Raw genomic sequence first — 22021 nt, 5'->3', positions numbered from 1 at the left:
CTTTGGTATGAAATGGTTTGAAAGGTTGATTTAAATCATTGTTTACCATCGCTATCAAGGCCGTCTGTTAACAGTTGTCTGGAATAAATCACTGGATAGTGACCGTGTGAAGTCTTGAAATCAAATTTACCCTCCTATTTAACTGTAATTTATGGAGTATTTGTTGGTATCTGAGTTGGTGGCGACATGGTAAATCTTTTTTGTGTTAATGGTTGGTTAATTTGCTTAGGGTGACTCTAAGTTCTATAAATTACAGCTTACGTTGCAATTTTGGTGCTGTGTTAGCAGGGTTTGTTGTCAGTTTTGGCGGTCTCAATGACGTAGTTTTGGGTTGCAGCACGTCTGTGGTGCGTGGGTAGCAAAACATGCCAAAGTGAAGCCTCAAATCAGTGGTAAACTTACCAATGTTTGAAATATTTGGTGAGTAATTCCACATAAAAACTGATTTAATAATCATATCAACTGGTCACTAATCATTAACATGGTTAATTGGTCTGCTTTGAATCTATTCTGTGGATGTTTTTACTGTGTGATGAGGTTTCGAGATGTCTGGAAAAGCCCCGTTTAATGTCAGAAGTGCTGTAGCGGATACTTTCGCGATGGTCATATTTTGTTTTATTACAGGTATGGTGATTGAAGTCTTTGTTTCGGGCATGTCGTTTCAGCAGTCATTGGCATCTCGAACCTTGGCGATTCCGGTCAATATTGCAATAGCTTGGCCGTATGGAGTATTTCGTGACATGGTGATCCGGCAGGGAACACGTTTATCAGGTTCTGGCTGGATGAAAGGAGTCTCTGATATGGCAGCTTATGTGCTGTTTCAGTCTCCGGTCTATGCCTGTATCTTGTGGGTGGTCGGTGCGGATATGGATCAGATTGCCACAGCCGTCGCCAGTAATGCGTTTGTTTCTGGTCCGTTAGGTCTGGTTTATGGCCAGTTTCTCGAAAAGTGCCGTCGTTTGTTCCGGGTCCCCGGTTATTACCAGCAGGCCTGAGTCCTGTTCCTGTTTGTAGAAACGTAATTAATCTAAGCGTAAGCAACAGCACCATACGCAACAGTGTCAGGATACGCCTGAACAGCTGAACATGAAAACGCCCCCGAGGTTAACCTTCGGGGGCGTTTGTTTTTCGTGGTTGCACCAGAGTCAGCTCGCTGACTCTGTTTTTGAGTTGCGGTTTGAACGGTGTTTTAAAGCCGCACCCTTATGCCGGCTGCGTTGTGCGTTTAGCCCGGTGTTTCATCTGAATTTCCAGCTGCGGATTAGCAATCTGGATGCCATTCGCATTGAATTTATTCTTGATCCTATTGTGCAGGTCATGCGTCAGGCGTAAACGGTGCGCGGTCTCTGCAGCATAGGCTCGCACTTCAAAGTTCTGGCTGTCGGCGGTCAGAGTCAGGAAGAACACTTCCGGCGCCGGGTTATCCAGAACTAGTTCGCATTCATCCGTGGCTTCAAACAACAGTTTCGTCACCAGATCGGTATTGGCGGCATAATTTACGCTGATCGACAATGTTACCCTTGTAATTGGGTCAGATAGCGACCAGTTTACGAATTGCTCGGTCACAAAGGCTTTGTTTGGCACGATCACTTCTTTGCGATCGAAATCGACAATGGTCGTTGCACGGGTCTGGATTTTGGCGATCACCCCGGTCAGGTTGCGGATAGTGACGGTATCCCCGATCCGGATAGGTTTTTCAAACAGGATAATCAGACCTGATATAAAGTTGGCAAAAATTTCCTGCAAGCCAAAGCCCAAACCAACACCAAGTGCGGCAATGAGCCATTGCATTTTCGACCAGTCGAAACCAATCAGACCGGAGCCGACGATGATCCCCATAAAAATGGCGACGTAGCGGGTCAGTGACGTGATGGCATAACCGGTACCCGGCGACAGCTCCAGATGCTGCAGGATCAGTAGCTCCATGGCACCGGGGAGGTCTCGTGCCAGGATGGCGGTGAGCCAGAACGCCAGAATGGCGAGCAGAACGTGCTTCAGCGAAATGGAGCTGAGTTCGTCGATGCCGTCAATATTGCTGGAAACATCCCACAGTGTGACATCTCCCAGGTATGAAATAGCCTGAATAAAGTCAGACCAGACATTTGACAGCACTGCCAGATAAATCAGCAGCAGCAGCGAACGCAACAGACGCAGAGACTGGGCACTGATTTTATCGAGGTCGACTTCCGGCTCTTCAACATCAATCTGCATTTCACTGCTGGCGTGATGGTGGTGGTGCTCGTCCTTGTCTTCCTCCACCTCTGCCATACGTTGAGCGATGATTTCTTTTCGCTTCGCTTTGGCACGTTCAAAAGCGAGGCGGCGTTTCTGGATCAGCATCAAGCGTTTGATCAGATAGTAGATCAGCAGCGTCACGACGCCGATAACCGCTGACAGCTCCAGCTTTTGCATGACTGACTGTGAAGACGACAGATAGCCGTTCAGGGTCGAGTAGTTCAGGCCCTGCGGGATCAGAATGAGTACCCACCAGAACAGGTGATGCCCAATATGCGGTTTACCTTCCGGCAAATCGCCATAGGTCATCGGGATTTTTTCGCGGTACATCTTCCACAGGAAGTAACTGACGGCGATATTGCTGACCACGAACGCCAGTCGTCCCAGCGTGGCATTGACATCAATGTCACTGTAGAGCTGGGTAAAATTCTGGATCACCATCAACGGCAGGTAGATCCACAAAAGTTGTTGATAATGGCGGAAACAGCGGTGTACCCGGTCTGTTTCCCAGTCAAAATGCGAAATCAGCAGGCCGTTTTCTCTTACCAGTTCCCGTATAAAGCAGTACACGACCAGCGCCAGCGGCACAGTGAGTGCCTGCCCGATATGGTGCACAAACGGGTATTGCCAGGCTTCGGTAAACATCAGGCCAACCAGACCGACCGTCAGGGGAATTGGCCAGGCGAAACAAAAGGACAGAAAGATATTGCCGTAGCTGTAACGGAATTTATCCTGGGTCACTTTGCCGATTTTTTTGCTGGTGTCGGCAAGGTGGCGTTTCCAGCGCTTACGGGTCCAGCTCAGGCCACCAATAAGCACTGCAATCACGGTCAGGGCGATAAACATCGGCAGTTTGTCGACCGATGCCGGGAACTTTAGGAAGCCCATCCACTGATAAGGGGAGAAAAACCACTTCAGCTTGTCCCAGGTTGAAACAATCAGGTTCAGGCTTAATGGATTGGTGTCCGGCGCCCAGAACAGCTGCTTGGTTGCCTGCGCCTTTAGTTCATTGAGGTTGTTGTTCAGGCGTTCATACGAGACTTTGAGCGTGGCCTGCTGGTAAATCAGGGCATCCGTGTTGTCGATCAGCTTATCCAGCAGCAGCTGGTTCGACTCAAACAGCGCGCGTTCCTGAAGTTTCTGCTCTTCCGTCAGCTCTCCTGAGCCCGGCAGCGTGCTGGGATCGGCAATCGTATCCCGCAGTTGCTGATATTCGTATTTTTTGATCTGGTTCTGGGCGATTTCCTTATCCAGATCATCAATAGGCGGGTTGACTGGCAAACGGTTGATCTGGGTGCGCAGGTTTTCACTGAACGCCGGGCTCAGTTTCAGCCATTCAGACATGTTTTGCAGATCGGTGGCGGTTTTCTCAACCTTGCTAATCTGCTTTTCCGTTTGTTCAATGCGTTGCTGAATCTGTTCGCTCTGATTTGAGATGTCAGTCAGTGCTGCCAGAAACCGTTTATTGCTGGCGTTCAGCTGGCGCAGAATTTCGGGCTGATCAGTATCGAAATCTGAAATCGTCTGATCGACGTCTTCGGCACTGTCGCTGTTGGCATCAATACGCAGCAAGCGAGAAATTTCACGCTGCAGGTTATTGCGGTACGCCTGGCGCGCATCAATTTCAAGATTCAGCAGCTGGATCTGTTGTTTGACCAGAGTACGACGGTTACCGGCACTGAGTTGTTCGGCTTCCAGCATCGTCAGTTGACTGACGTAGTACTGATGAGTGATCTGATGCAGCAACTGCTGCTGAGAAGTACCCGCTTGCTCTTCCAGTTGCTGCAGTGCCTGTTCTTCCTGTTTGATCTGCTCGCGCAGCTTGGCTGAACGGCTTGAGAACTCGTCGATGCCTTTCTCTATGTCCAATTGCTCAGACTTGCGGCTGTTGCGGCTTTGCTCTAGCTGCTTGAGTTTGGCATCTTGCTGACGAACGGCTTCTCTGAGTCCGTCCTGATCCAGCTTGCTGTAATCGGGAAACTCAGTCAGCGAAAATTTGTTGATTTGCTGATCCAACTGGGTAGAGCGCTCCGGGAAGGTCTCTACCAGTTTGCGGTATTGCTCGGTTTGCTGCTCAAACTCGAGGGTTTTCTCCAGCTGTCCCTGCGCGCTCATCAAAGTATCGAGCACTTTCAGGTTTTCCGGGGTATTGGCCTGGGCCTGAATTGCCTCAATACGTTTATTGAGTTGCTGCTCCCGTTCGCTGTATTGATCGCTGGCAGCGATGCTGAATGCGGAAACGGTGATCAGCAATATGAACACGAATAGCCTGTTGAACATAGGACTCCGATAAAATAGGTCACTCACGAGTTAAGAGCCTTAGTCTATCAGAGCTGACAGGGGAGGGAAGCTTCGGGTTAAACCTGTGTTAATTGCTGGTGATTGAGGCAGTTTGATCTATTCGTCACCACTTAGACCTTTTAGAGAGAAAACCCCTTGACCCCTCTGCCGTTAGCCATTAAATTAGCCGCCGTTGAGACGCACAGCGTCACAGCAAACAATTTGGTGAGGTGTCCGAGTGGCTGAAGGAGCACGCCTGGAAAGTGTGTATACGGCAACGTATCGAGGGTTCGAATCCCTCCCTCACCGCCATATTTCGGAGAGATGGCTGAGTGGTTGAAAGCACCGGTCTTGAAAACCGGCATACGTTAATAGCGTATCTAGGGTTCAAATCCCTATCTCTCCGCCACATTCTAAGCCCCAGCAGAAATGCTGGGGCTTTTTCGTATCTCCATCAGGCAGATAAACCAAAATCGTCCGCTCTCAGACTGAATGCTTTTCTTAATCAGCAAATCTCAAAAACCCCCACAGGGTTCCGCTTACCAAGTGCTGTGGTAAACAAGTGTTGCTGTAATCAATAATTGCGGTAAACAAAAAGCAGAGCCAGATAGTAATAATTATATTTATATGCTTCGAATAACTTGTGTTTTATGACGTAAAGTGCAGATAAAAGTCGTCATTTCTTCTTATGAATTCAGAGCTTTCATCTTAATGGTGAGGTGTTTACGGAGAGAATGAGCAATGTGTGACAATTATAGATCTTTCTGAATTTGTCTGTTATTTAATTGTATGACCTGTAATAAATGTGAGTCATAGAATACAAATTTTTTAATTATAAATAAATCCATATATTATATTTGTGATTTTTAAATTATGGCTATCAACCATCACTCTACGTTTTCCATTCATAACGGCTTATTACTTTTAAATATGTCATCTAAAATAAATGCACTGTCATTATTCGTGAGCAGGCGGAAAGATGTTGATGTATTTAAAAAGTTTGCCATGGTCAGTAATAATAACTGGCGTTGCTGTAACTATTTATATTCTGTTGTTTTTCTCCTGGTTTTATCAAAAGAAAACCATACATCGCCTGAAGTATCGCGCCAGGGCGAATCAGCGTTTTCATATAGCGACTTCCGTTGCTGGCCTGGGGGTGTGGGAATGGGATATTAAGCAGGATGTGTTGGTCTGGAATCCCTATTTATATCAGCTCTATGGTATGGGTAAAAAAGAGACGCTGACGGTGGATGAATGGAAAACAAAGTTAAAACAAAGTGATGCATTCTGTATTGAGCAGCTTCGTGAAATGGCAGGCAATGCCCAACAGAAGGTGATTAGACTGACAATACCAGAGTATGGCAATCGAAAGCCGAAAATTATTGAGCTGCTCGCTTGTGGGGTGCCGGGAGAACCACAGCGTCTTATCGGCACTCAACGGGATATCTCAGAAGCCATTTCTATTCAGCAGGCAATGAAGCAAGCGGCCTTTGAAGACAAACTGACCGGGCTGCCTAACTCTCGTGCTTTGACCCAGCGTCTGCAGATAACGCTGGCGGAACCTCCGAAGAACCTGTCTTTTGGCCTGATGTTCATTGATTTAGATGGCTTTAAGCAGATCAACGATACCCTGGGTCATGATGCCGGCGATGAGCTGCTGCAATGCGCGGCTAAGCGGATGCGCAGCTGTATGCGACTTGAGGATGAGGTGTTTCGGCTAGGTGGCGATGAGTTTGTGATTTGGATTCAGCTGGAAGGCGAGCGGAGCTTGCAGGCAGAAGCGTATAAAGCCCGGCTTGATCTTATTGCCGCCAAATTGAAACAAACGCTGACCCAAGCTTTTGTCTTAAATGGGAAAACATGCTTTATTTCAGCCAGTATTGGTATTGCCTGTTATCCCATGGATGCGTGTAATGAGCAGGCTCTGTTGAAATATGCTGATACAGCGATGTACCGCGCAAAACAAACCGGTAAAAACCAATTTATTTATTATTCCGATATACATAGGGAAAGTGCAAATTCTTACACAGAAAGTGCGGTTAATACAGCCTGACAAAAAAATCCAACTTTCTAGTAAATTCTTTTAGACAAATTTGATACTTGTTCTAATATTTAATAAAACAATTAAATTCTCAATAATGGACTTGACAAATTGAGAAGCATAGACGTGTAAAACATCAGAGGTTATATCATGAAAGTAGTATCTTCGTGCTGGGCTTTTTGTGCCCGAGTTATATCCCGCCTTGCCCGTGATGAAAAAGGGGCTTCTGCCATTGAATATGTCCTGATTGCAGCTGTGGTGGTGGCTGCCGTTAGTTTAATCTCCGGAAATATTGAAAATGCTGTAAGCGCTGCAGGAGATAAACTTGAGCAGCAAGTTAGTGCTGCAAGTAGCACCATAGGATCATAATTACATGTAATAATATGGTTTTTATTTTCACATTTATATTATTGCTGTGTTCTTTATTAGACATCCAACAAAGAATAGTAAGTAACAAGCTATCCTTTTTACTTGTTTTAAATTCTATTTCTATGGTTGTTCAAAATAAAGGGCTAATAGTTGGAAGTGAATGGTCATTCTGGTCACTGGTATTTGTCATTATATTAACGTTGCCCGGTTTTATTTTCGGCGTATTTGGTGGTGCTGACGTCAAAATTTTATTATCTGTGGCGATAATCAGTCCGCTTGCGTTAATGCTCAATATCTTATTGGTGTCGTTTGGCTGTTTTGCACTTTATTGGTTGTTGTTTATTCGTGATCGGCAACAGCACGGACCATTCATTCCGTGTTTGCTGGTGGGAGTCGGGCTGTCGGTATGGTTGTATTAAAGGCGGTTAAACCTATCAGCCAGTCAGTCGCTCGCCATCATCAGCAAGGGGCCGCGGCACTGGAAACCATTTTTCTGATGCCTGCCATCTTGTTGATGCTTTATACCATTGCGCACTACAGCCTGATTTTTGTTGCGATGCAGATGTTTACTTATACGGCAGAAGAGGCACTGAGGGAGAGTATCCGGTTTGTCGATGAGTCCTGCTATTACGGTGGCGGTTGCGACTCGCAAGCTCTGCAAGATGAAGTCAAAAGTAATGCGCAGGCAATTATTGATGGGATGACACCCGGTGGAAAACTGTTTGGCCAGAGCCTGACGCAGGTCTGGACATCGGCAGATACCAGTCAAAGTGGTAAAGCGTTTGAGATTTTGGTCGCGGATGTCGGAGAGGGCGAATGCTGTCAGGTTGTGATCCGTTATGAGTATGCCCGTTTTCCTTTCCTGCCAGCGATTTTTCACTTGCCGGTCCCTGACCAACTGACCGGATCGGCCAGATTGCAGTTATAACGAGGAAAAGCAAGGCGAAGAGGAAAAGCAATGTCAGCCCGGTTTGTATCGGTGACAGGGTGGCAGTCAGGAGAAAATTATGCAGGGACGTTCGTTAAAAATCGCGGCTGCAGTTTTATTGGGGCTGGCGGCGATGGTGGGGGCTTACGGGGTACATCTCAGTCAGTCTGCCGGGGTGCCGATGCCAGTGACAGTTGTTGCTCCACCGGTCAATGTCATTGAATATGCCGTTGATCTGCCCGCCGGGACCCTCATTCGGTCGGAAATGCTGCGCAGCGTCGAGGTAACGAATGCGCGCAAAGAAGATAGTCGTGATGGCTCTGACTATCTCGGACGTCGCCTGTCGCAGGCGGTAATGGCCGGAACACGGCTTCAGGGCAATCAGTTTGCGGTATCCCGACCGGTTCTGGATACGCTAGAAGCCGGTTATCGTGCCTATGCTATTTCGGCCAATGCGCTGACAGTGGTGGGAGGACATCTGCAGCGTGGTGATGTTGTTGATGTGCTTTTTCTGCTGCGTGCCAACAAAGAATCCGGACAAAACAGCACGGCACGGCGATTGCTCAGTCAGGTAAAAGTGCTGGGGGTTGGTGGCGACTCTGAGAATCAGACAACGGGATCGGCTCAGGGAAAAGCCCAAGGGCATAAACAAACGGGTATCGCCAATACGATCATTCTCGCCGTACCCGAACAAGCTACACCTGAGCTGCTACTGGCTGAGAATACCGGGCAGCTCAGGCTGGCTTTAGTGGGAACAAATGAATATCAGCCCGTGGTATCTATCGATAACCATGATGCCACCGTGCGATTGTCCACCAAGCAAAATTCTACCGATCAGGCTGGCACTGATCTCACTCTTACACTCACTCCCCAAATGTCTGCTCAGCCGGTGTTCCAGACTCTTGCACTGCAAGAGCCGGCCATCGAGTCACGACCATTCACGATTGCAGCGCAGGGTATGCCCGCTTCACCTCTTGTGTCAGGGAATGACTCCAGCCATGTTGTCGCTTTGAAAACCCTGGGGGAGTACAAGGAAGTCGATATCGTGCAGGAAAAGCCAGCCCCGGTGAAATACCGTTATGTCACGCCCAGCGTAGAGATTTACCAGGGGGAATCTCGCACGCTGGTCCGGACTCGTCACTGACATTGGTTCGACAATGAATTGGAGTCTGGGATGAAAATTTTCGTAATCTTGCTGCTGGCGCTATGGGGCTGGCCGTTGCTGGCCGCTTATCAGACGGTGGATTTGCCGAGAAGCGAACCCGCAAGGGGTATTGAACTGGCGACCGGGCAGCAACAGTCGCTGACCACATCTACTCGCATTGTCAGAGCGGCGATTGGCGATCCGGATATTGCTGGTCTGGAAGTATTGAGCAGTAAAGAACTGATGCTCACCGGTAAGCAGGCTGGCTCCACCACGTTGCTGGTTTGGCAGCGAGGTACTGAAGAGCCGGTCAGGCATCGGATTCAGGTGACGCCCTATGGTGTGGCGACCGCCAATGTTCAGGTACAGACTGACATAAAAGTGGTTGAAATCAGCCGAAATGCACTGAAAGAAGCCGGATTTTTCTTTGGCAAGCAGGGCAATACTTTCTTCGGGATTGGCAACAGCGGCGCTCTGTCTGGTGGGGGCTTTGACGGCAATTTAATCAGTGGAAATAACTTTCTGCCGGGCTCCGATTCTTTCAATCTGGTTGTTGGCAATATATCGCAAGGGCTTCTGGGTACGATCAGCGCACTGAGCCGCAATGGCTTTGCCTACACCCTGGCGGAGCCCAGTCTGGTGACCATGTCGGGCCATACCGCGACGTTTCTGGCTGGGGGGGAATTTCCCTATCCCGTCAATGGGGGAGACGGGGACATTACCATTGAGTTTAAAGAGTTCGGGGTCAGGTTGAATTTAACGCCGACAGTGCTGGCTGACGAGCGAATCATGCTCAAGGTTGCACCAGAGGTCAGTGAGCTGAATTATGCGCAGGGTATTAGCTCTGCCGGCGTGATGGTACCGGCTTTATCGGTGCGTCGTACTGACACTACCGTGCAATTAGGAAACGGTGAGAGCTTTGTGATCAGCGGGCTGGTCAGCCGCAATACCATCAAAAATGCCGATCGTTTTCCGGGATTGGGTGATGTGCCGATTCTGGGGGCTTTTTTCCGATCAACCCGTTTCGACAGCAGTGATAAAGAAATCATGATGGTGGTGACGCCGCATCTGATCAAACCTTTTGCCCGAAATACGCCGTTGCCACCACTGCCGGGTGAAATGTATCGCCAGTTTGAGCCTGACTTTTTTGATCTGATCTTTCTCGATGCCGAGCCGCATCTGCTGCCGGCCAACATGGGTTTTTCCCGGGAGGAGTAACATGTATCTGGCTGCTTATGATCAAGCCGGTGAGAGCAGGGCACTCATCTCGGATGCTGTCCCGTCGGGTTGCCGTCTCCACTGGATGGAAGCTCCAGAGCGGCAGACATCCCATACCCTATGGCATCAGTCACAGGTGCTGATTCTGGCCACCGACCGCTGGCCGGAACCGTCCATTGATTTTTTGATCGAGACTTTTTCGCCACGCCATATTGTATTGCTGGATCAGACGCCGGAAAGCCACTGGTATGGCATGCCTTCACGCAACAACCTTCATCTGTGTGAGCCTGAACGCCTGGCAGAGACACTGGCGACCTTGGTGCAGGTGTCTGCGTTGCGGCCATCCAGTCGGCTGGCCATGATGTCGGCAAGACCCGAGTTCGACAGCGCGTTGCTGGCCATCTCGCTGGCCTGGCAAATCAGCCGGGATACGCAGCATCAGGGCGATGTCCTGATTCTGGATATCGGGCAGCCCGAAAGTGATATCCCCAGTTACCTCAATCAGCCTGCCGGTATCGATTTTATGAGCCTCGTCGAACGCAGTGCCTGCATAGACAAGAAGTGGCTGGCTGAGCAGGGGGTAGAACTGGCTCCGCGTATCCATGTGATTGGGATGTCGGATCAGGAATACTCGTCGGCAATGACACAGGCGTCCCTGAAAACCGTCATGGATAAGCTCGAAACCATTTACAGCAGCATCATTGTCAATCTGGTCGGGATGCCGATCTGCCCGCTATTACAGTTGATGGCGCAGCGGTGTGATCAGCACTGGCTGCTGACTGATCAGAAAAATATCAGCTTGGCTCAGACCCGCCGTCTGGCAGAGATGCTTTATCAGGCTGGGGCCCGGCCGGGAGGGGTGAACCTGATCCTGGCACCGTTTTTAACACAGGTGTTGCCGGGCAGGGAGATGATTGCCGCCCAGCTGGAACTGCCTATCCGGGGGGTGTTGCCGTGCGCCCATCAGCTGACGACTGATATTAATGCCGGCACTTTGCTGCCGCCGACCGGGAGATATAAGCAGTTCCTGCGTGAAGTCGACAGGTTACGCACGCTGAAAGCAGAAAAATCCCATTGGCTGGATAAGCTGACCGGGGTGATTGCCAGAGAGGTGAACAATGAGTGATGCGATATGGTGGCCCAGCCGCGAGGTGGCGATTCAGCAGGATGAGTCCCGCCAGGAGCTGAAAGCAGATTTGCACCGTTTTGTTATCGACCGGCTGGAAGATGACGGACTGATGCAGGAAATGGAGCGGCCCGAGCTGCAAACCCATGTGTATGACTATGTGCGCACTTACCTGAAACAACAGCAGGTGGTTGGCTTTCAGAATGAACTGACCGGGCTGGTGAATGAACTGCTGGATGAAATCCTCGGCTTTGGGCCATTGCAGAACCTGCTTGATGATGACGAGGTCGACGACATCCTCATTAACGGCCCACGGCTGATCTATGTGGAGCGCAAAGGGCAGTTGTCCCAAGTGCCGTTTCGTTTCATGAACGATCAGCATGTGTTGCGGGTTATTCGGCGAATGATTGCACCGCTTGGTCGGCGGATTGATGAAGCTAACCCTATGGTGGATGCCCGTCTGCCGGATGGCAGCAGGATTAATGCGGTGATCCCGCCTCTGGCCATTGACGGGCCTTGTTTGTCAGTGCGCAAATTCAAAACCGATTGCATGACGGCAGACACCCTGATCCAGAACGGGGCGATGAGCGTGGCAATGCACCAGCTGCTGAGGCAATGTGCCGCGGCCCGCTGCAACATCTTGATCAGTGGTTCAACCGGGTCGGGTAAAACCACTCTCCTGAATGTGCTCAGCCAGTACATTAACGCCGGTGAGCGGGTGGTCACCATTGAAGATGCCGCCGAGTTGCAGTTGCAAAACGGTCACGTTGTCAGGCTGGAAACCCGCCCGCCGAATTCAGAAGGACAAGGCGAGGTTACGCCGCGGGATCTGCTGAAAAATGCCCTGCGGATGCGGCCGGATCGCATCATTCTCGGGGAAAGCCGCGGCGGTGAAGTGCTGGATGTGCTGCAGGCTATGAATACCGGGCATTCAGGCTCAATGAGTACCCTGCATGCCAATTCACCGCAGGATGCCCTGTTAAGGCTGGAAATGATGGTGACGATGGCCGGCTTCAATTCGACGTCAGCACTGGTCAAACAGATTATCGCCACCGCATTGGATTTGGTGGTGCAGGTCGCGCGATTGCCGAACGGCAAGCGAGTGATTACTCACATTGTGGAGATACAGGATGTGGCCGATGGCCAGATTCGAACCCAGCTGCTGTACACCTTTAAAGGCGGCGATTTTTCGAGTGTCGATACGTTATCGACTGCACTGAGAGCACGGTTGGAGGAGGCCGAGTGAATCTGTTGTTTGGGCTGGCTATCGTGTTGTTGTGTGCTGGGGCAGCGTTGTTACTGTTGGCTGCGCGTGCCGGTACACAGGTTGAGGCCGAGCCGTCTGCGGTAGCAAACGCTGACCGTGCATCGGCCAATTCCGCTGTTGGTAAAGCCGAACTGGGTTCGCTCCGGCCTGTTGGGTGGCGCGAGCGTCTGGCCGAACGCTGCCAGAAACTGGGACTGACAACGTCACCAGTATTCTGGACAGCGGTTATCAGCGTTTTTGTTGCAGGAGAGTACGTGATCGCTTACAGGGTGGGCTCCGTCGGTTCTGGGCTCTATGGTGTAGTGCTGGTCGCGTGCATTGTTTTTTGCGGGCAGTGGCGGAAAGGGGCAATCCGGCGCCGGATTCTGTTGCAGCTGCCGGGGCTAGTGGAACAAATCAACCGCCGGGTCAAAGTCGGGATGTCACTGTCGCAGGCGGTCGGGCGCTCCGTCAGTGTCTTGGAAAATCCCCTGCGGGACATTGTTGAGCGTGCCATCCGTCGCGAATCTTTGGGCACTGATCTGGATGCATCGTTTGCCAAAGAAGCCCGGGTAACCGGCGTGAAGGAATTCCAGCTGTTGGGGGCGGTTTTTCGGGTCAACCGGCAGTTTGGCGGCAGTGTAAGCCAGTCGCTGGATAACCTGATTGAGCTGCTGTACCAGAATGAGCGCAGCCAGCGGGAACTGAAGGCGATGACGGGGGAAACCCGGATTACCGCCTGGGTCATGGGCGTTACTCCCTCGGTGATGGCGATGTACTTGTTGGTGACTGATCCGCAGGGAATTCAGACGATGTGGTTGGATCCAGAAGGTCGCCAGGCATTGTATTTTGCGTTGGGGGCGCAGGCGGTCGGCGCGCTGGTTTTGTGGCGGATGCTGCGTTCGCTGTCATAACGCGCTGACGCTTCACACTCTTACACTCTCACACTCTCACACTCTCACACTCTTACGCGGTCACGGGAAACGGAATGATGTTGAGGTAAGGCAGGGAGGTTTGCATGTGGTTATCTCTCAGTGTATCAACCGGGTTGTTCATCAGTGGACTGGTGTTACTGGTACTGGCTGCCGGGTTGTTTTTGTGGTCAGTCAGACAACAACGCATCAGGCGGGTAGAGCAGAACCTCGCGCAGCGATTGGGTAAAACCGGACGGCGTGAAGCGGTGATACAACAGAGTCAGGCTTTGTGGAGTCGCACCAAACGGCAGCAGATCCCTTCCCTGGCAGAAGTGCAGCAATTATTGCGCAAGGCGGGGTATATATCGAACCGGGAGCAGACGCTTTGCCTGATGAAACTGCTGGTGACATGGCTGCTAATCCAGTTGCTGGTGGTGATCCCAGTGGTTCAGGGGCAGATCGCCACGGAACAGATGCTGAGTCTACTGGTGATCAGTCTGGCGGGAGGGCTGTACGGTGCCCTGCAATGGCTGAAGCAGAAAGTTGCACAGCGTTCCCGGATCATTGATGAAGAGCTGGTTGTGGGACTCCAGATGATGAAAACCTTGTGGGATGTGGGCTTGTCACTGGAAAGTATTTTGCGAGCCTACTGCCGGGAATTGGGAAATCTGACCCCTGAGCTCACTAAAGAGATGCAGCTTGCGCTGAATAAAATTGAGGCCGGACAGGAGCGCTCAGCCGTGTTCTCCGTGCTTGCCCGTTCAACAGATTCTCAGGGGTTGCAGGATGTCCTGACGATGTTTGCTCAGGTTTCGGATTCCGGCGGCAGCCTGTCGACCTCATTGACTCAGCTGACATTGCTGCTGCGAGATCGACGTCGTACGCAACTGCAGGAGAAAGTCACCAAGTTGTCAGGGCGGATGTCGGTGGTGATGATGATTTTTCTGTTCCCGGCGCTGTTTGTGGTGCTGGCGGGGCCGGGCATGATAGCACTTAGCCAGGCAATCGGTTTTTAAACGCTTTCAGTCGATGCTCTGAGAGCCGTGATTATCAGCATGGAGGCAGGATGGAAATGCAACCCTGTATTTTGAATTGCCGCAAACTTAAATCGCTGCGGCTGGCAACGATCTTCATGGTGACAGGCCTGGTGGGATTAACCGGATGCGCCGGAAAACCTGCAGACACTCAGGCCAGCATGACCAAGCCGGTCGGGGCATGTGGTCAGCAGATTTCTGCCGGAGAAGGCATGTCGCTTTCTCTGATCCAGCAGCAAATTCAGAAAGGCCAGTATTACTCTGCGCTGGCGGAACTGGCGGTGTTACCGGACTCATCGCCCGACAGTCTGCTGATGCAGGCAGACAGTTATCGTAAGCTCGGCAAGTGGGCGGATGCCGAACCCTTATATACCCGACTGGTGGATACCTGCCTGAGTGGCAAAGCCTATCACGGCCTCGGGTTGATTGCGGCCTATCAGGGCAAGGTATCCCCGGCTGTGAAGCTACTGGAAAAAGCAGCCAGAGTGTCTCCTGTCTCAGCGAACATCCGCAATGATCTGGGCTTTCTGATGCTGGTAACTGGTCAGGATAGTCTGGCTTATGATGAACTGCGCACCGCGCTGGAACTTAACCCAGACCATCAGACCGCAGCCAGAAATTTATGGTTTTTACTGCTCAAGACCCACCGAACGGCGCAGGCTGAGACCCTGGCACAGCGCTATCGCTGGGCCGAGCAGGATCAGCAGGACATGCTGGCGGCCATTGCCCGGTTTCGGCCATTGGATCTGAACCAGGATCCGGCAAGCCGCGAAGGTGGCACTTCGGTGAGCAAGCGTGGTTATTCGTTACTGACGCAGGAGGCTTGGCAATGACAAAAGGCATACACCGTATCACTGGTGGGGATCATATCTTGGGCCGTCTGGTTGATGCCCTGTTGGTGGTGTTTTTACTGGGTACGACAGCAGTCAGCCCGACAATCAGGGCTGAAGCAGGACAAACGTTTCAGCAAAAGCCTCAGCAAAAATCTCGGCAAGAACCTCCGCAAGAAAAAAGCACATTGAATGCTGCGCGCCCGGAATACGTGCCAGTGAGGGGCTCGGGCTCTTATCACGAGGCGGGTTTGGTGCCAATACAGCGCCCTAAAACCACGACGCAGATATGGCTCGAACTGCAGGCGAGCGGCAAGCTGGCGACAGAATATAACGATGCGGTGTTGCCGCAGGCTGCCGAGCAGACTGAGCAGCGAATGCTGAACAGTTTTACCACCCCCATTCCGGCCAAATTTATATCTGATTCTATGGGCGGCAGCTAGGAAGGATACCAATATGTCGGTGCGCATCGGTGGTGGTATCAGAAAGCGGCAGCAGGGAGCTGTCGGGAGCGGGCTTATTCTGCTGATGATAGCAATGGCCGTATTTTTAGCGCTGGCAGTCGATACCGGGCGATTGTTCTGGGAACAACGACGACTGCAGCAACAGGCTGATCTTGCGGCATTAAGTCTGGGGCGAAGCGGTTGTTATCTCCACGGAGTCAGCCAGAAAAGTGCCATGGAAGCGACGGCTAAATCGGTTCTGGCGGCGAATGGCTTTGACACCAGTAGTGCCAGTTATCGGGTTGATGTCGGCACAGCCAGTATTCACGATAATCACTGGGTGATCGAGACCGGTACTAAGAGCGCATTTCAGGACGCCGCGCGGGTGACCATCAGCAAAAAGGTGGCTGCCAGTCTGTTTCCCCGTCTGCTTTCTGACTCTTCTGACGCCCAGATGATCACCTTGTCAGCTCAGGCGGGGATCAATAAAAAAGCGAAAGTCGGTTTCGGCGTTGGCTCAACGCTGGTCAATGTCGGGTTGACCAATTCCATTCTCGGCGCGGCACTGGGCGGAAACCTGACACTGGTGTCGTATGATGAGCTGGTCAACACCCGAATCGGACTGGGAACCTTGGTTGCTGCAATGAATCAAGAGGAGCCGCTGGGTGGCGACTCGCTGGAACAACAACTCGATCAGTTGCTGGTCAAAGAGTTGTCTATCGCGCAGCTGATAGACGTGTTGATCACCCAAGTTGGAGCGACGTCAGAAGCCGGTCAGGCTCTTTCCCAGATCCGTAGTGTGGCCAGTGTGTCTTCCCTGCCGTTAATCACCCTGAACGGATTTCTGACGCTGGCCAACGGGAGTGATGACAGTGAAATAGTGGCTATTCATCAAGCGGCGCTCGCTGCCAGCCTGTCTTTATATGATCTTGTTTACGCATCTGTGCTGGCTGCGGTCAATCTCGACAGCCGTACCTTGTCATTGGCGGGAGGTGAGCTGGATCTGGCATCACTGTTGGCACCGTTAACGGAAATCCGTCTGACAGTGACGCAGCCGCCGCAATTTAAAATGGGGTTGCTGCCATCTCAGGAAAATGACGGGTTCGTTAACGCGGTAAAAACCGCCCAAATAGAGCTGGATTTAAAGGTTAATGCGTTGAGTCTGCTGAGCAGTCTGGATCTGGGGATTATTACGGTGAAAAGCAGTGTCCTTGGGGTCAAGGTTGTGGCAGCAGAAGCCGAAACCCGGCTGCTGGATGTGTCTGGCTGTCAGTGGAGTCAGCAACATACCGTCACGTTTGATTTTGCTACCAAACCCTCGGTGGCAACGATTTTCGTTGGTGATGGTGGGGCAGAAGGCAATGCCGACGATTTCGGTGATATCAGTCAGCCGTTCTCGGTTGTGGTTGATATTCCGGCGCTGTATTCAGATTTGCTGGCGGTAGAAGTCGGGGCCAGTTTTCCGAATGCATCGGCGGCATTTCAGCCTCACAGTGAGCGCTTGACTGCTACCGATATGCTGCCCAAACAATACGCGCAGGTAGCTTCCGGCACCTTGTCTGAGACCGTATCCGGGGCAACCTTGTCTGCCAATTTGAAAACCGCTGACACGGGTGAAGACGTTGATAAAGGTTTGTTAGGAGGCTTGCTTGGTGGTCTTCTGGGGAGTCTGCTGAATGTACTTAACTTGGCATTAAGCCTGATAGACAGTGTGCTGCTTCCCGCTATTTTGCATGATGTGTTGATGCCGGTGGTGACGGAGGTGGTTGATCCTCTGCTGAAAGCTTTGGGGGTATCGGTGGGGCAGGCCGATGTGTTTGTCAGCGATTTCGAACTGGAAGGCGGGGCATTGATCGAATGACAGGTAAGGCGTAAACAAGGAAGCTCACAATAAGGACGAAACGCCATTGATAAAGAGAACGGGATCACCCTTCCAGAGTTGTCGTAGGGAATTGTTCTGACAGGAAAAATCACTATAACTAGTGCGGTCAGCTAAAGGCAAAGAATCTGAAAGGGTTCGACGCAAAGCCACCGGCCTAACAAGCGCAGATTGCACGACTATTCATACGCTATCCGGCGTGGTTACTTGTCGCTGTGCTTTATGGCAGCGGGGCTACCTGATTAAGAAAGCACGGCTTTCTTCACATAGCTGGCTTCCCAACGAATTAACTGGAAGCACATCATGAAAAAACGTTTTTCCTTATCATTGAGCGCCGCTACGGTGATGGCCTTGATTCCGTTACAGGTCAGTGCGCACGGCTACACCGATTTTCCCAAAGCCCGGCAAATGTTTTGCGTAGAAGATGGCGGGTATTACTGGCCGACAGACGGCTCTGGCATTCCGAACCAGGCATGTCGGGCCATTTTTCAGGAATCCGGCGCCTATCCATTTGTTCAGAATCATGAGTTCTCTGCCAATGTGGCGGACTACACCGACTTGAATGCCGTGAAGGCTGTGGTTGCTGACGGGCAGCTCTGTTATGGCTCGGATCCCAAAAAGAGCGGCATGGGGGTTGCCTCAGGCCAATGGCAGCGGACTGCAATGCAATCCGGTGAGACGTTTCAGCTCAAGTTTCGTGCTACGGCACCGCACAACCCGAGTTTCTGGGAAATTTACCTGTCTAAACCGTCTTACAATGCGGCGCACAGCCGCTTGGCTTGGGACGATGTCGAGCTGATTGCCAAACACGGCAATATCGCGAAAACCCAGATAGACGGTCAGGATTACTATGTGATGAACGTGACACTGCCAGCAGGCCGTTCTGGAGATGCGACTCTGCTGACACGCTGGCAGCGGGATGATGCCGCCGGGGAGGGATTCTATAACTGCAGTGATATCCGTTTCGACGGTGACGCACTGCCAGTTGAATGGCAGCCTTTGGGCGCGTTGATCCCGCAGGGGTTGGAGGCTCAGGTTGGTGATCAGGTGCTGTTCCGTATTTTTGATGGTTCAGGGCAGGAGGTGGTTGAAGTTACGCTTCCTGTAACGGCTGCCAATCAGAGCGTCCATCTGTGGTCGTATGAACTGGCACTAAAGGTCAATGAGCAGTACCACGCAATCACGCAGTTGGGGATGCTGCAACCAACCGGAGAGATCTGGTTTGATCAATCCGATCTGTACGGCAATCAGGTGTATGTGACTAACCGTGATTACCGTTATGCCCTGGATATTCGCGACGGTGAAGTGATCCCGCCGGATCCTGTTGAGCCAAGTGAACCAAGCGAATACGATTTTGTTTACCCCGACAATATTGGCAGTTACGAGCCGGGTAAAACCGTGGTGCTGAGCCGGGACGGCAGCACATACCAATGTCGGCCATTTCCGGAAGGCGGATGGTGTAACATCAATTCGGCCTCACATTATGAGCCGGGTTATGGTTCGAACTGGCAGGATGCCTGGTTGAAACTGTAATCAACCGCTGAAATTCAGAGAAAAGCGCTGGCACAGTCCGGCGCTTTTTTATACCTGAAAGTTCACGAAAATCAGTATGAAACGTCAATGACAGGAAAGTCAGTGTTTACAGTAAAAAACAATGAATCCTGTTTTAAACGGGATTAGTGATCCGCTTCAAATTAATTTGGTTGCATATCTCGGCAACTTGAATACCTTGCTCAAGATCAATTTGTTGCACATTAATTTGGTGGTAGCTTCTACCCCGCTGGAGTTACACAAGACTGATTACAGGTAGCTTGATCTAAGCCAATCAGTCTCTTGGCCGTTGGTAAGCTAAAGTAATGAGTATTTGATAATTATGGAGAATTATAAATGAGCACTGCGTTCTTTATTCCTACAGTAAACCTCATGGGCGCTGGCTGCCTGACTGAAGCGGCGGATGCAATTAAAGGTCATGGCTTTAAAAAAGCATTGATCGTCACTGACAAAATTCTCAGCCAAATTGGCATGGTTAAGCAAGTTGCTGACCTGCTGGCAGAGCGAAATGTTGAGTCTGTTGTTTTCGACGGGACACAACCAAACCCAACCATTAACAACGTTGAAGCAGGCCTTGAGCTGTTGAAAGCAGGCGGCTGTGACTTTGTTATTTCACTGGGTGGCGGTTCACCGCACGATTGTGCGAAAGGGATTGCGCTGGTTGCAGCGAATGGTGGCAAAATTGCTGACTACGAAGGTGTTGACCGTTCGGCCAAACCACAGTTGCCGCTAGTTGCCATTAACACCACGGCGGGTACTGCATCGGAAATGACGCGTTTTTGTATCATCACTGATGAAGCGCGCCACATCAAGATGGCGATCGTTGACAAGCACACCACGCCGCTGATGTCAGTGAACGATCCTGAGCTGATGCTGGCGAAACCGGCTTCACTGACGGCGGCAACGGGTATGGACGCGCTGACGCACGCCATCGAAGCGTACGTGTCGACAGCTGCAACGCCAATCACTGATGCTGTTGCGGTTAAAGCCATTGAACTGATTCAGGCCAACCTGCGTACTGCAGTGAAAGATGGCCAGAATCTGGAAGCGCGTGAACAAATGGCGTATGCCCAGTTCATGGCTGGTATGGCGTTCAATAATGCTTCTCTGGGTTACGTTCATGCAATGGCGCACCAACTGGGTGGTTTCTACGACCTGCCTCACGGTGTATGTAATGCCGTATTGCTACCACACGTTCAGCGCTATAACGCGCAGGTGTGTCCTGAGCGTCTGACAGATGTGGCAAAAGCCATGGGTGTTAACGTTGAGGGTCTGTCTGCTGAGCAAGGCGCAGCGGCTGCGATTGAAGCCATTCAGGTACTGTCTCGCGATGTAGGTATTCCTGCTGGTCTGGAACAGCTGGGCGCGAAGAAAGAAGACATTCCTGTACTGGCTGATAATGCCCTGAAAGATGCTTGTGGTTTCACCAACCCGAAACAAGCGACACACGAAGAAATTTCTGACATCTTCGCTGCCGCGTTCTGAATCAGAATCGAAGCAGAGTGATATCACTTCAAAATGCAAAAAAGCGGCCATTGGCCGCTTTTTTTGTGCTCGTCAGTGGTTGTATCAGTAAGCTGTTGGGTTATTTGGCGGGCAGGTTTGCCGGAGGGATCAGCTCCTGAGCGAGGGTCTGCGTTTTCATTGGGGAGTTTTCTGCTGCTTCCGCCTGGCGGGTTGAATAGTGAATCATGCCGTTTTTCCCTTGTTGCTTCACTTCATACATTGCAAAGTCAGCCTGTTGCAACAGATGCGAAACGGTTTTGGCGTGTTTCGGGAATTCACTGGCACCAATACTGGCGGATATGGCATGGAACTCTTTGGCATAGTAAGCAGGGGCTTTGAATGCATCCATCAGGACATCGTCCAGAGACGACATGGGATCGGCCTGCAATTTTTCAATGATGGCAAACTCATCACCTCCCATTCTGGCAACCCGGTAGTGAGCGGCGTTAAGGCAGGACAGGCGCTTGGCGACTTCAACCAGCAGTTCATCTCCGGCCTGATGGCCGAGGGTGTCATTGATTTGTTTAAACCCATCCAGATCAATCAGATAAAAACGAAACGGCTCATTGTTTTCTGTCAGTTGATCCAGTTTTTGATTCAACCACAGCCGGTTATGAACGCCGGTTAATGAGTCATACATTGCCAGCCGCCGCATCAGGCGGGATTCACTGACCAGGGTATAAAACAAGGCGCCGCCCAGAATAAGGGTCACGACCAGCATGAAGTGAATAATGATTTCAATTTTTTCGGTGGCCTCAACCCGGCGTTTCAGATCGCCGCTGGTCAGGCGGAATTTATTATTCACAAACAGCACCAGGTTCTCGTACTGGTTGCGGGAGGTGTCGACGAGTTCGTGAATGATCTGGGGATCGGGATCATGAGCCAGACTGACCAGCCTGGGCTCGAAGGCTTTAATCAGGTCAAAGTGCTGTTGTATCTGCTCCAGCGCCCCTTCATAGAGGTGAAGGTGAATGATGGCTGAGTTGCTGAGAATGGTTTTGAAACGGCTCCAGAGAATCTCATATTGCAGCATCATATCATTGTAATCACTCAGGTTTCCCTGATAACTGCGCAACTGATAATTGAACTCGGCATACTCTTTGGTGAGCTGGAGAATATACCAGTTAGCCTCGTGCTGACTGCTGGAAATGATATCGGAATGGCGCTTGAGTGCACTTACTGCCACTAAAATGCTGAGCACCAGCAGCGGAGTAATGATGATAAGAGCCTTTCTTGTTTTATTTTGTCTCATAGGCAAAAGTACTGCTACTGCTTAA

18 protein-coding genes, 2 tRNA genes and 1 riboswitch are annotated in these 22021 nt (G+C 51.0%); of the genes, 18 read left to right on the top strand and 2 right to left on the bottom strand.

Features of this window, described 5'->3' with window-relative positions:
• The first annotated feature begins 545 nt into the window (after positions 1-545).
• Entirely contained in the window at positions 546-995 is a 450-nt protein-coding gene (locus PGW97_RS11115) for an L-alanine exporter AlaE (protein WP_047883293.1), read from the top strand.
• Positions 996-1203: 208 nt separating this feature from the next.
• On the opposite strand, the gene mscM is transcribed toward PGW97_RS11115, so the two are convergent.
• Complete coding sequence (gene mscM / locus PGW97_RS11110) at positions 1204-4515, bottom strand: miniconductance mechanosensitive channel MscM (RefSeq protein WP_273857336.1); 3312 nt, start codon at positions 4513-4515, stop codon at positions 1204-1206.
• A gap of 224 nt (positions 4516-4739) precedes the next feature.
• On the opposite strand from mscM, the gene PGW97_RS11105 reads away from it, so the two are divergent.
• The 17 genes from PGW97_RS11105 to yiaY all read left to right on the top strand — a co-directional run bounded on the left by PGW97_RS11105 (position 4740) and on the right by yiaY (position 20723).
• Positions 4740-4827, top strand: a tRNA-Ser gene (locus PGW97_RS11105).
• A 6-nt stretch (positions 4828-4833) separates the two neighbouring features.
• Positions 4834-4924: transfer RNA gene (locus tag PGW97_RS11100), tRNA-Ser, on the top strand.
• 570 nt (positions 4925-5494) lie between these two features.
• On the top strand, positions 5495-6568 hold the full coding sequence (locus PGW97_RS11095) for a sensor domain-containing diguanylate cyclase (protein WP_273857335.1): 1074 nt from the start codon (positions 5495-5497) through the stop codon (positions 6566-6568).
• Between the two features lie 138 nt (positions 6569-6706).
• On the top strand, positions 6707-6925 hold the full coding sequence (locus PGW97_RS11090; RefSeq protein ID WP_107193856.1) for a Flp family type IVb pilin: 219 nt from the start codon (positions 6707-6709) through the stop codon (positions 6923-6925).
• A 14-nt stretch (positions 6926-6939) separates the two neighbouring features.
• Complete coding sequence (locus PGW97_RS11085; protein ID WP_047883296.1) at positions 6940-7344, top strand: prepilin peptidase; 405 nt, start codon at positions 6940-6942, stop codon at positions 7342-7344.
• A complete protein-coding gene (locus PGW97_RS11080) occupies positions 7332-7853 on the top strand; it encodes a TadE/TadG family type IV pilus assembly protein (RefSeq protein ID WP_273857334.1) in 522 nt (173 codons plus the stop codon). The genes PGW97_RS11085 and PGW97_RS11080 overlap by 13 nt, the downstream gene beginning before the upstream one ends.
• 79 nt (positions 7854-7932) lie before the next feature.
• Entirely contained in the window at positions 7933-8997 is a 1065-nt protein-coding gene (gene cpaB / locus PGW97_RS11075; RefSeq protein WP_273857333.1) for a Flp pilus assembly protein CpaB, read from the top strand.
• A 30-nt stretch (positions 8998-9027) separates the two neighbouring features.
• Positions 9028-10215 (top strand): type II and III secretion system protein family protein, encoded by a 1188-nt coding sequence (locus PGW97_RS11070; protein ID WP_273857332.1) that lies wholly within the window; start codon positions 9028-9030, stop codon positions 10213-10215.
• Between the two features lies 1 nt (position 10216).
• Positions 10217-11341, top strand: a complete 1125-nt coding sequence (locus tag PGW97_RS11065; RefSeq protein ID WP_273857331.1) for a hypothetical protein — start codon at positions 10217-10219, stop codon at positions 11339-11341.
• The gene (locus PGW97_RS11060) at positions 11334-12587 is read left to right on the top strand and encodes a CpaF family protein (protein ID WP_217392102.1); all 1254 of its coding nucleotides are present in this window, start codon (positions 11334-11336) and stop codon (positions 12585-12587) included. The genes PGW97_RS11065 and PGW97_RS11060 overlap by 8 nt, the downstream gene beginning before the upstream one ends.
• The gene (locus PGW97_RS11055) at positions 12584-13501 is read left to right on the top strand and encodes a type II secretion system F family protein (protein WP_273857330.1); all 918 of its coding nucleotides are present in this window, start codon (positions 12584-12586) and stop codon (positions 13499-13501) included. Before PGW97_RS11060 ends, PGW97_RS11055 begins: the two co-directional genes overlap by 4 nt.
• Positions 13502-13605: 104 nt before the next feature.
• Positions 13606-14517, top strand: a complete 912-nt coding sequence (locus tag PGW97_RS11050) for a type II secretion system F family protein (protein ID WP_273857329.1) — start codon at positions 13606-13608, stop codon at positions 14515-14517.
• A gap of 50 nt (positions 14518-14567) precedes the next feature.
• The gene (locus PGW97_RS11045) at positions 14568-15368 is read left to right on the top strand and encodes a tetratricopeptide repeat protein (RefSeq protein ID WP_273857328.1); all 801 of its coding nucleotides are present in this window, start codon (positions 14568-14570) and stop codon (positions 15366-15368) included.
• The gene (locus tag PGW97_RS11040; protein WP_273857327.1) at positions 15365-15808 is read left to right on the top strand and encodes a DUF3613 domain-containing protein; all 444 of its coding nucleotides are present in this window, start codon (positions 15365-15367) and stop codon (positions 15806-15808) included. Before PGW97_RS11045 ends, PGW97_RS11040 begins: the two co-directional genes overlap by 4 nt.
• A gap of 13 nt (positions 15809-15821) precedes the next feature.
• Complete coding sequence (locus tag PGW97_RS11035; protein WP_273857326.1) at positions 15822-17669, top strand: pilus assembly protein TadG-related protein; 1848 nt, start codon at positions 15822-15824, stop codon at positions 17667-17669.
• 126 nt (positions 17670-17795) lie between these two features.
• A riboswitch (cyclic di-GMP riboswitch) is annotated at positions 17796-17929 on the top strand.
• A gap of 61 nt (positions 17930-17990) precedes the next feature.
• Entirely contained in the window at positions 17991-19220 is a 1230-nt protein-coding gene (locus PGW97_RS11030) for a lytic polysaccharide monooxygenase (RefSeq protein WP_273857325.1), read from the top strand.
• 354 nt (positions 19221-19574) lie between these two features.
• On the top strand, positions 19575-20723 hold the full coding sequence (yiaY, locus tag PGW97_RS11025) for an L-threonine dehydrogenase (RefSeq protein ID WP_273857324.1): 1149 nt from the start codon (positions 19575-19577) through the stop codon (positions 20721-20723).
• A gap of 100 nt (positions 20724-20823) precedes the next feature.
• Here yiaY and PGW97_RS11020 read toward each other — a convergent pair whose 3' ends face one another.
• The gene (locus tag PGW97_RS11020; RefSeq protein WP_273857323.1) at positions 20824-21996 is read right to left on the bottom strand and encodes a GGDEF domain-containing protein; all 1173 of its coding nucleotides are present in this window, start codon (positions 21994-21996) and stop codon (positions 20824-20826) included.
• Positions 21997-22021: the final 25 nt, after the last annotated feature.

This window comes from Photobacterium sp. GSS17 (genome assembly GCF_028621875.1).
Lineage (GTDB): Bacteria > Pseudomonadota > Gammaproteobacteria > Enterobacterales > Vibrionaceae > Photobacterium > Photobacterium ganghwense.
The sequence above is the reverse complement of the archived record's forward strand: the minus strand, read 5'-3'. Positions and strand labels throughout refer to the sequence as shown.

Bases quoted from the DNA above. Each gene is read 5' to 3' on its own strand.
- PGW97_RS11115 (WP_047883293.1), top strand. From the start codon at position 546: ATGTCTGGAAAAGCCCCGTTTAATGTCAGAAGTGCTGTAGCGGATACT.
- mscM (WP_273857336.1), bottom strand. From the start codon at position 4,515: ATGTTCAACAGGCTATTCGTGTTCATATTGCTGATCACCGTTTCCGCA.
- PGW97_RS11095 (WP_273857335.1), top strand. From the start codon at position 5,495: ATGTTGATGTATTTAAAAAGTTTGCCATGGTCAGTAATAATAACTGGC.
- PGW97_RS11090 (WP_107193856.1), top strand. From the start codon at position 6,707: ATGAAAGTAGTATCTTCGTGCTGGGCTTTTTGTGCCCGAGTTATATCC.
- PGW97_RS11085 (WP_047883296.1), top strand. From the start codon at position 6,940: ATGGTTTTTATTTTCACATTTATATTATTGCTGTGTTCTTTATTAGAC.
- PGW97_RS11080 (WP_273857334.1), top strand. From the start codon at position 7,332: ATGGTTGTATTAAAGGCGGTTAAACCTATCAGCCAGTCAGTCGCTCGC.
- cpaB (WP_273857333.1), top strand. From the start codon at position 7,933: ATGCAGGGACGTTCGTTAAAAATCGCGGCTGCAGTTTTATTGGGGCTG.
- PGW97_RS11070 (WP_273857332.1), top strand. From the start codon at position 9,028: ATGAAAATTTTCGTAATCTTGCTGCTGGCGCTATGGGGCTGGCCGTTG.
- PGW97_RS11065 (WP_273857331.1), top strand. From the start codon at position 10,217: ATGTATCTGGCTGCTTATGATCAAGCCGGTGAGAGCAGGGCACTCATC.
- PGW97_RS11060 (WP_217392102.1), top strand. From the start codon at position 11,334: ATGAGTGATGCGATATGGTGGCCCAGCCGCGAGGTGGCGATTCAGCAG.
- PGW97_RS11050 (WP_273857329.1), top strand. From the start codon at position 13,606: ATGTGGTTATCTCTCAGTGTATCAACCGGGTTGTTCATCAGTGGACTG.
- PGW97_RS11045 (WP_273857328.1), top strand. From the start codon at position 14,568: ATGGAAATGCAACCCTGTATTTTGAATTGCCGCAAACTTAAATCGCTG.
- PGW97_RS11040 (WP_273857327.1), top strand. From the start codon at position 15,365: ATGACAAAAGGCATACACCGTATCACTGGTGGGGATCATATCTTGGGC.
- PGW97_RS11035 (WP_273857326.1), top strand. From the start codon at position 15,822: ATGTCGGTGCGCATCGGTGGTGGTATCAGAAAGCGGCAGCAGGGAGCT.
- PGW97_RS11030 (WP_273857325.1), top strand. From the start codon at position 17,991: ATGAAAAAACGTTTTTCCTTATCATTGAGCGCCGCTACGGTGATGGCC.
- yiaY (WP_273857324.1), top strand. From the start codon at position 19,575: ATGAGCACTGCGTTCTTTATTCCTACAGTAAACCTCATGGGCGCTGGC.
- PGW97_RS11020 (WP_273857323.1), bottom strand. From the start codon at position 21,996: ATGAGACAAAATAAAACAAGAAAGGCTCTTATCATCATTACTCCGCTG.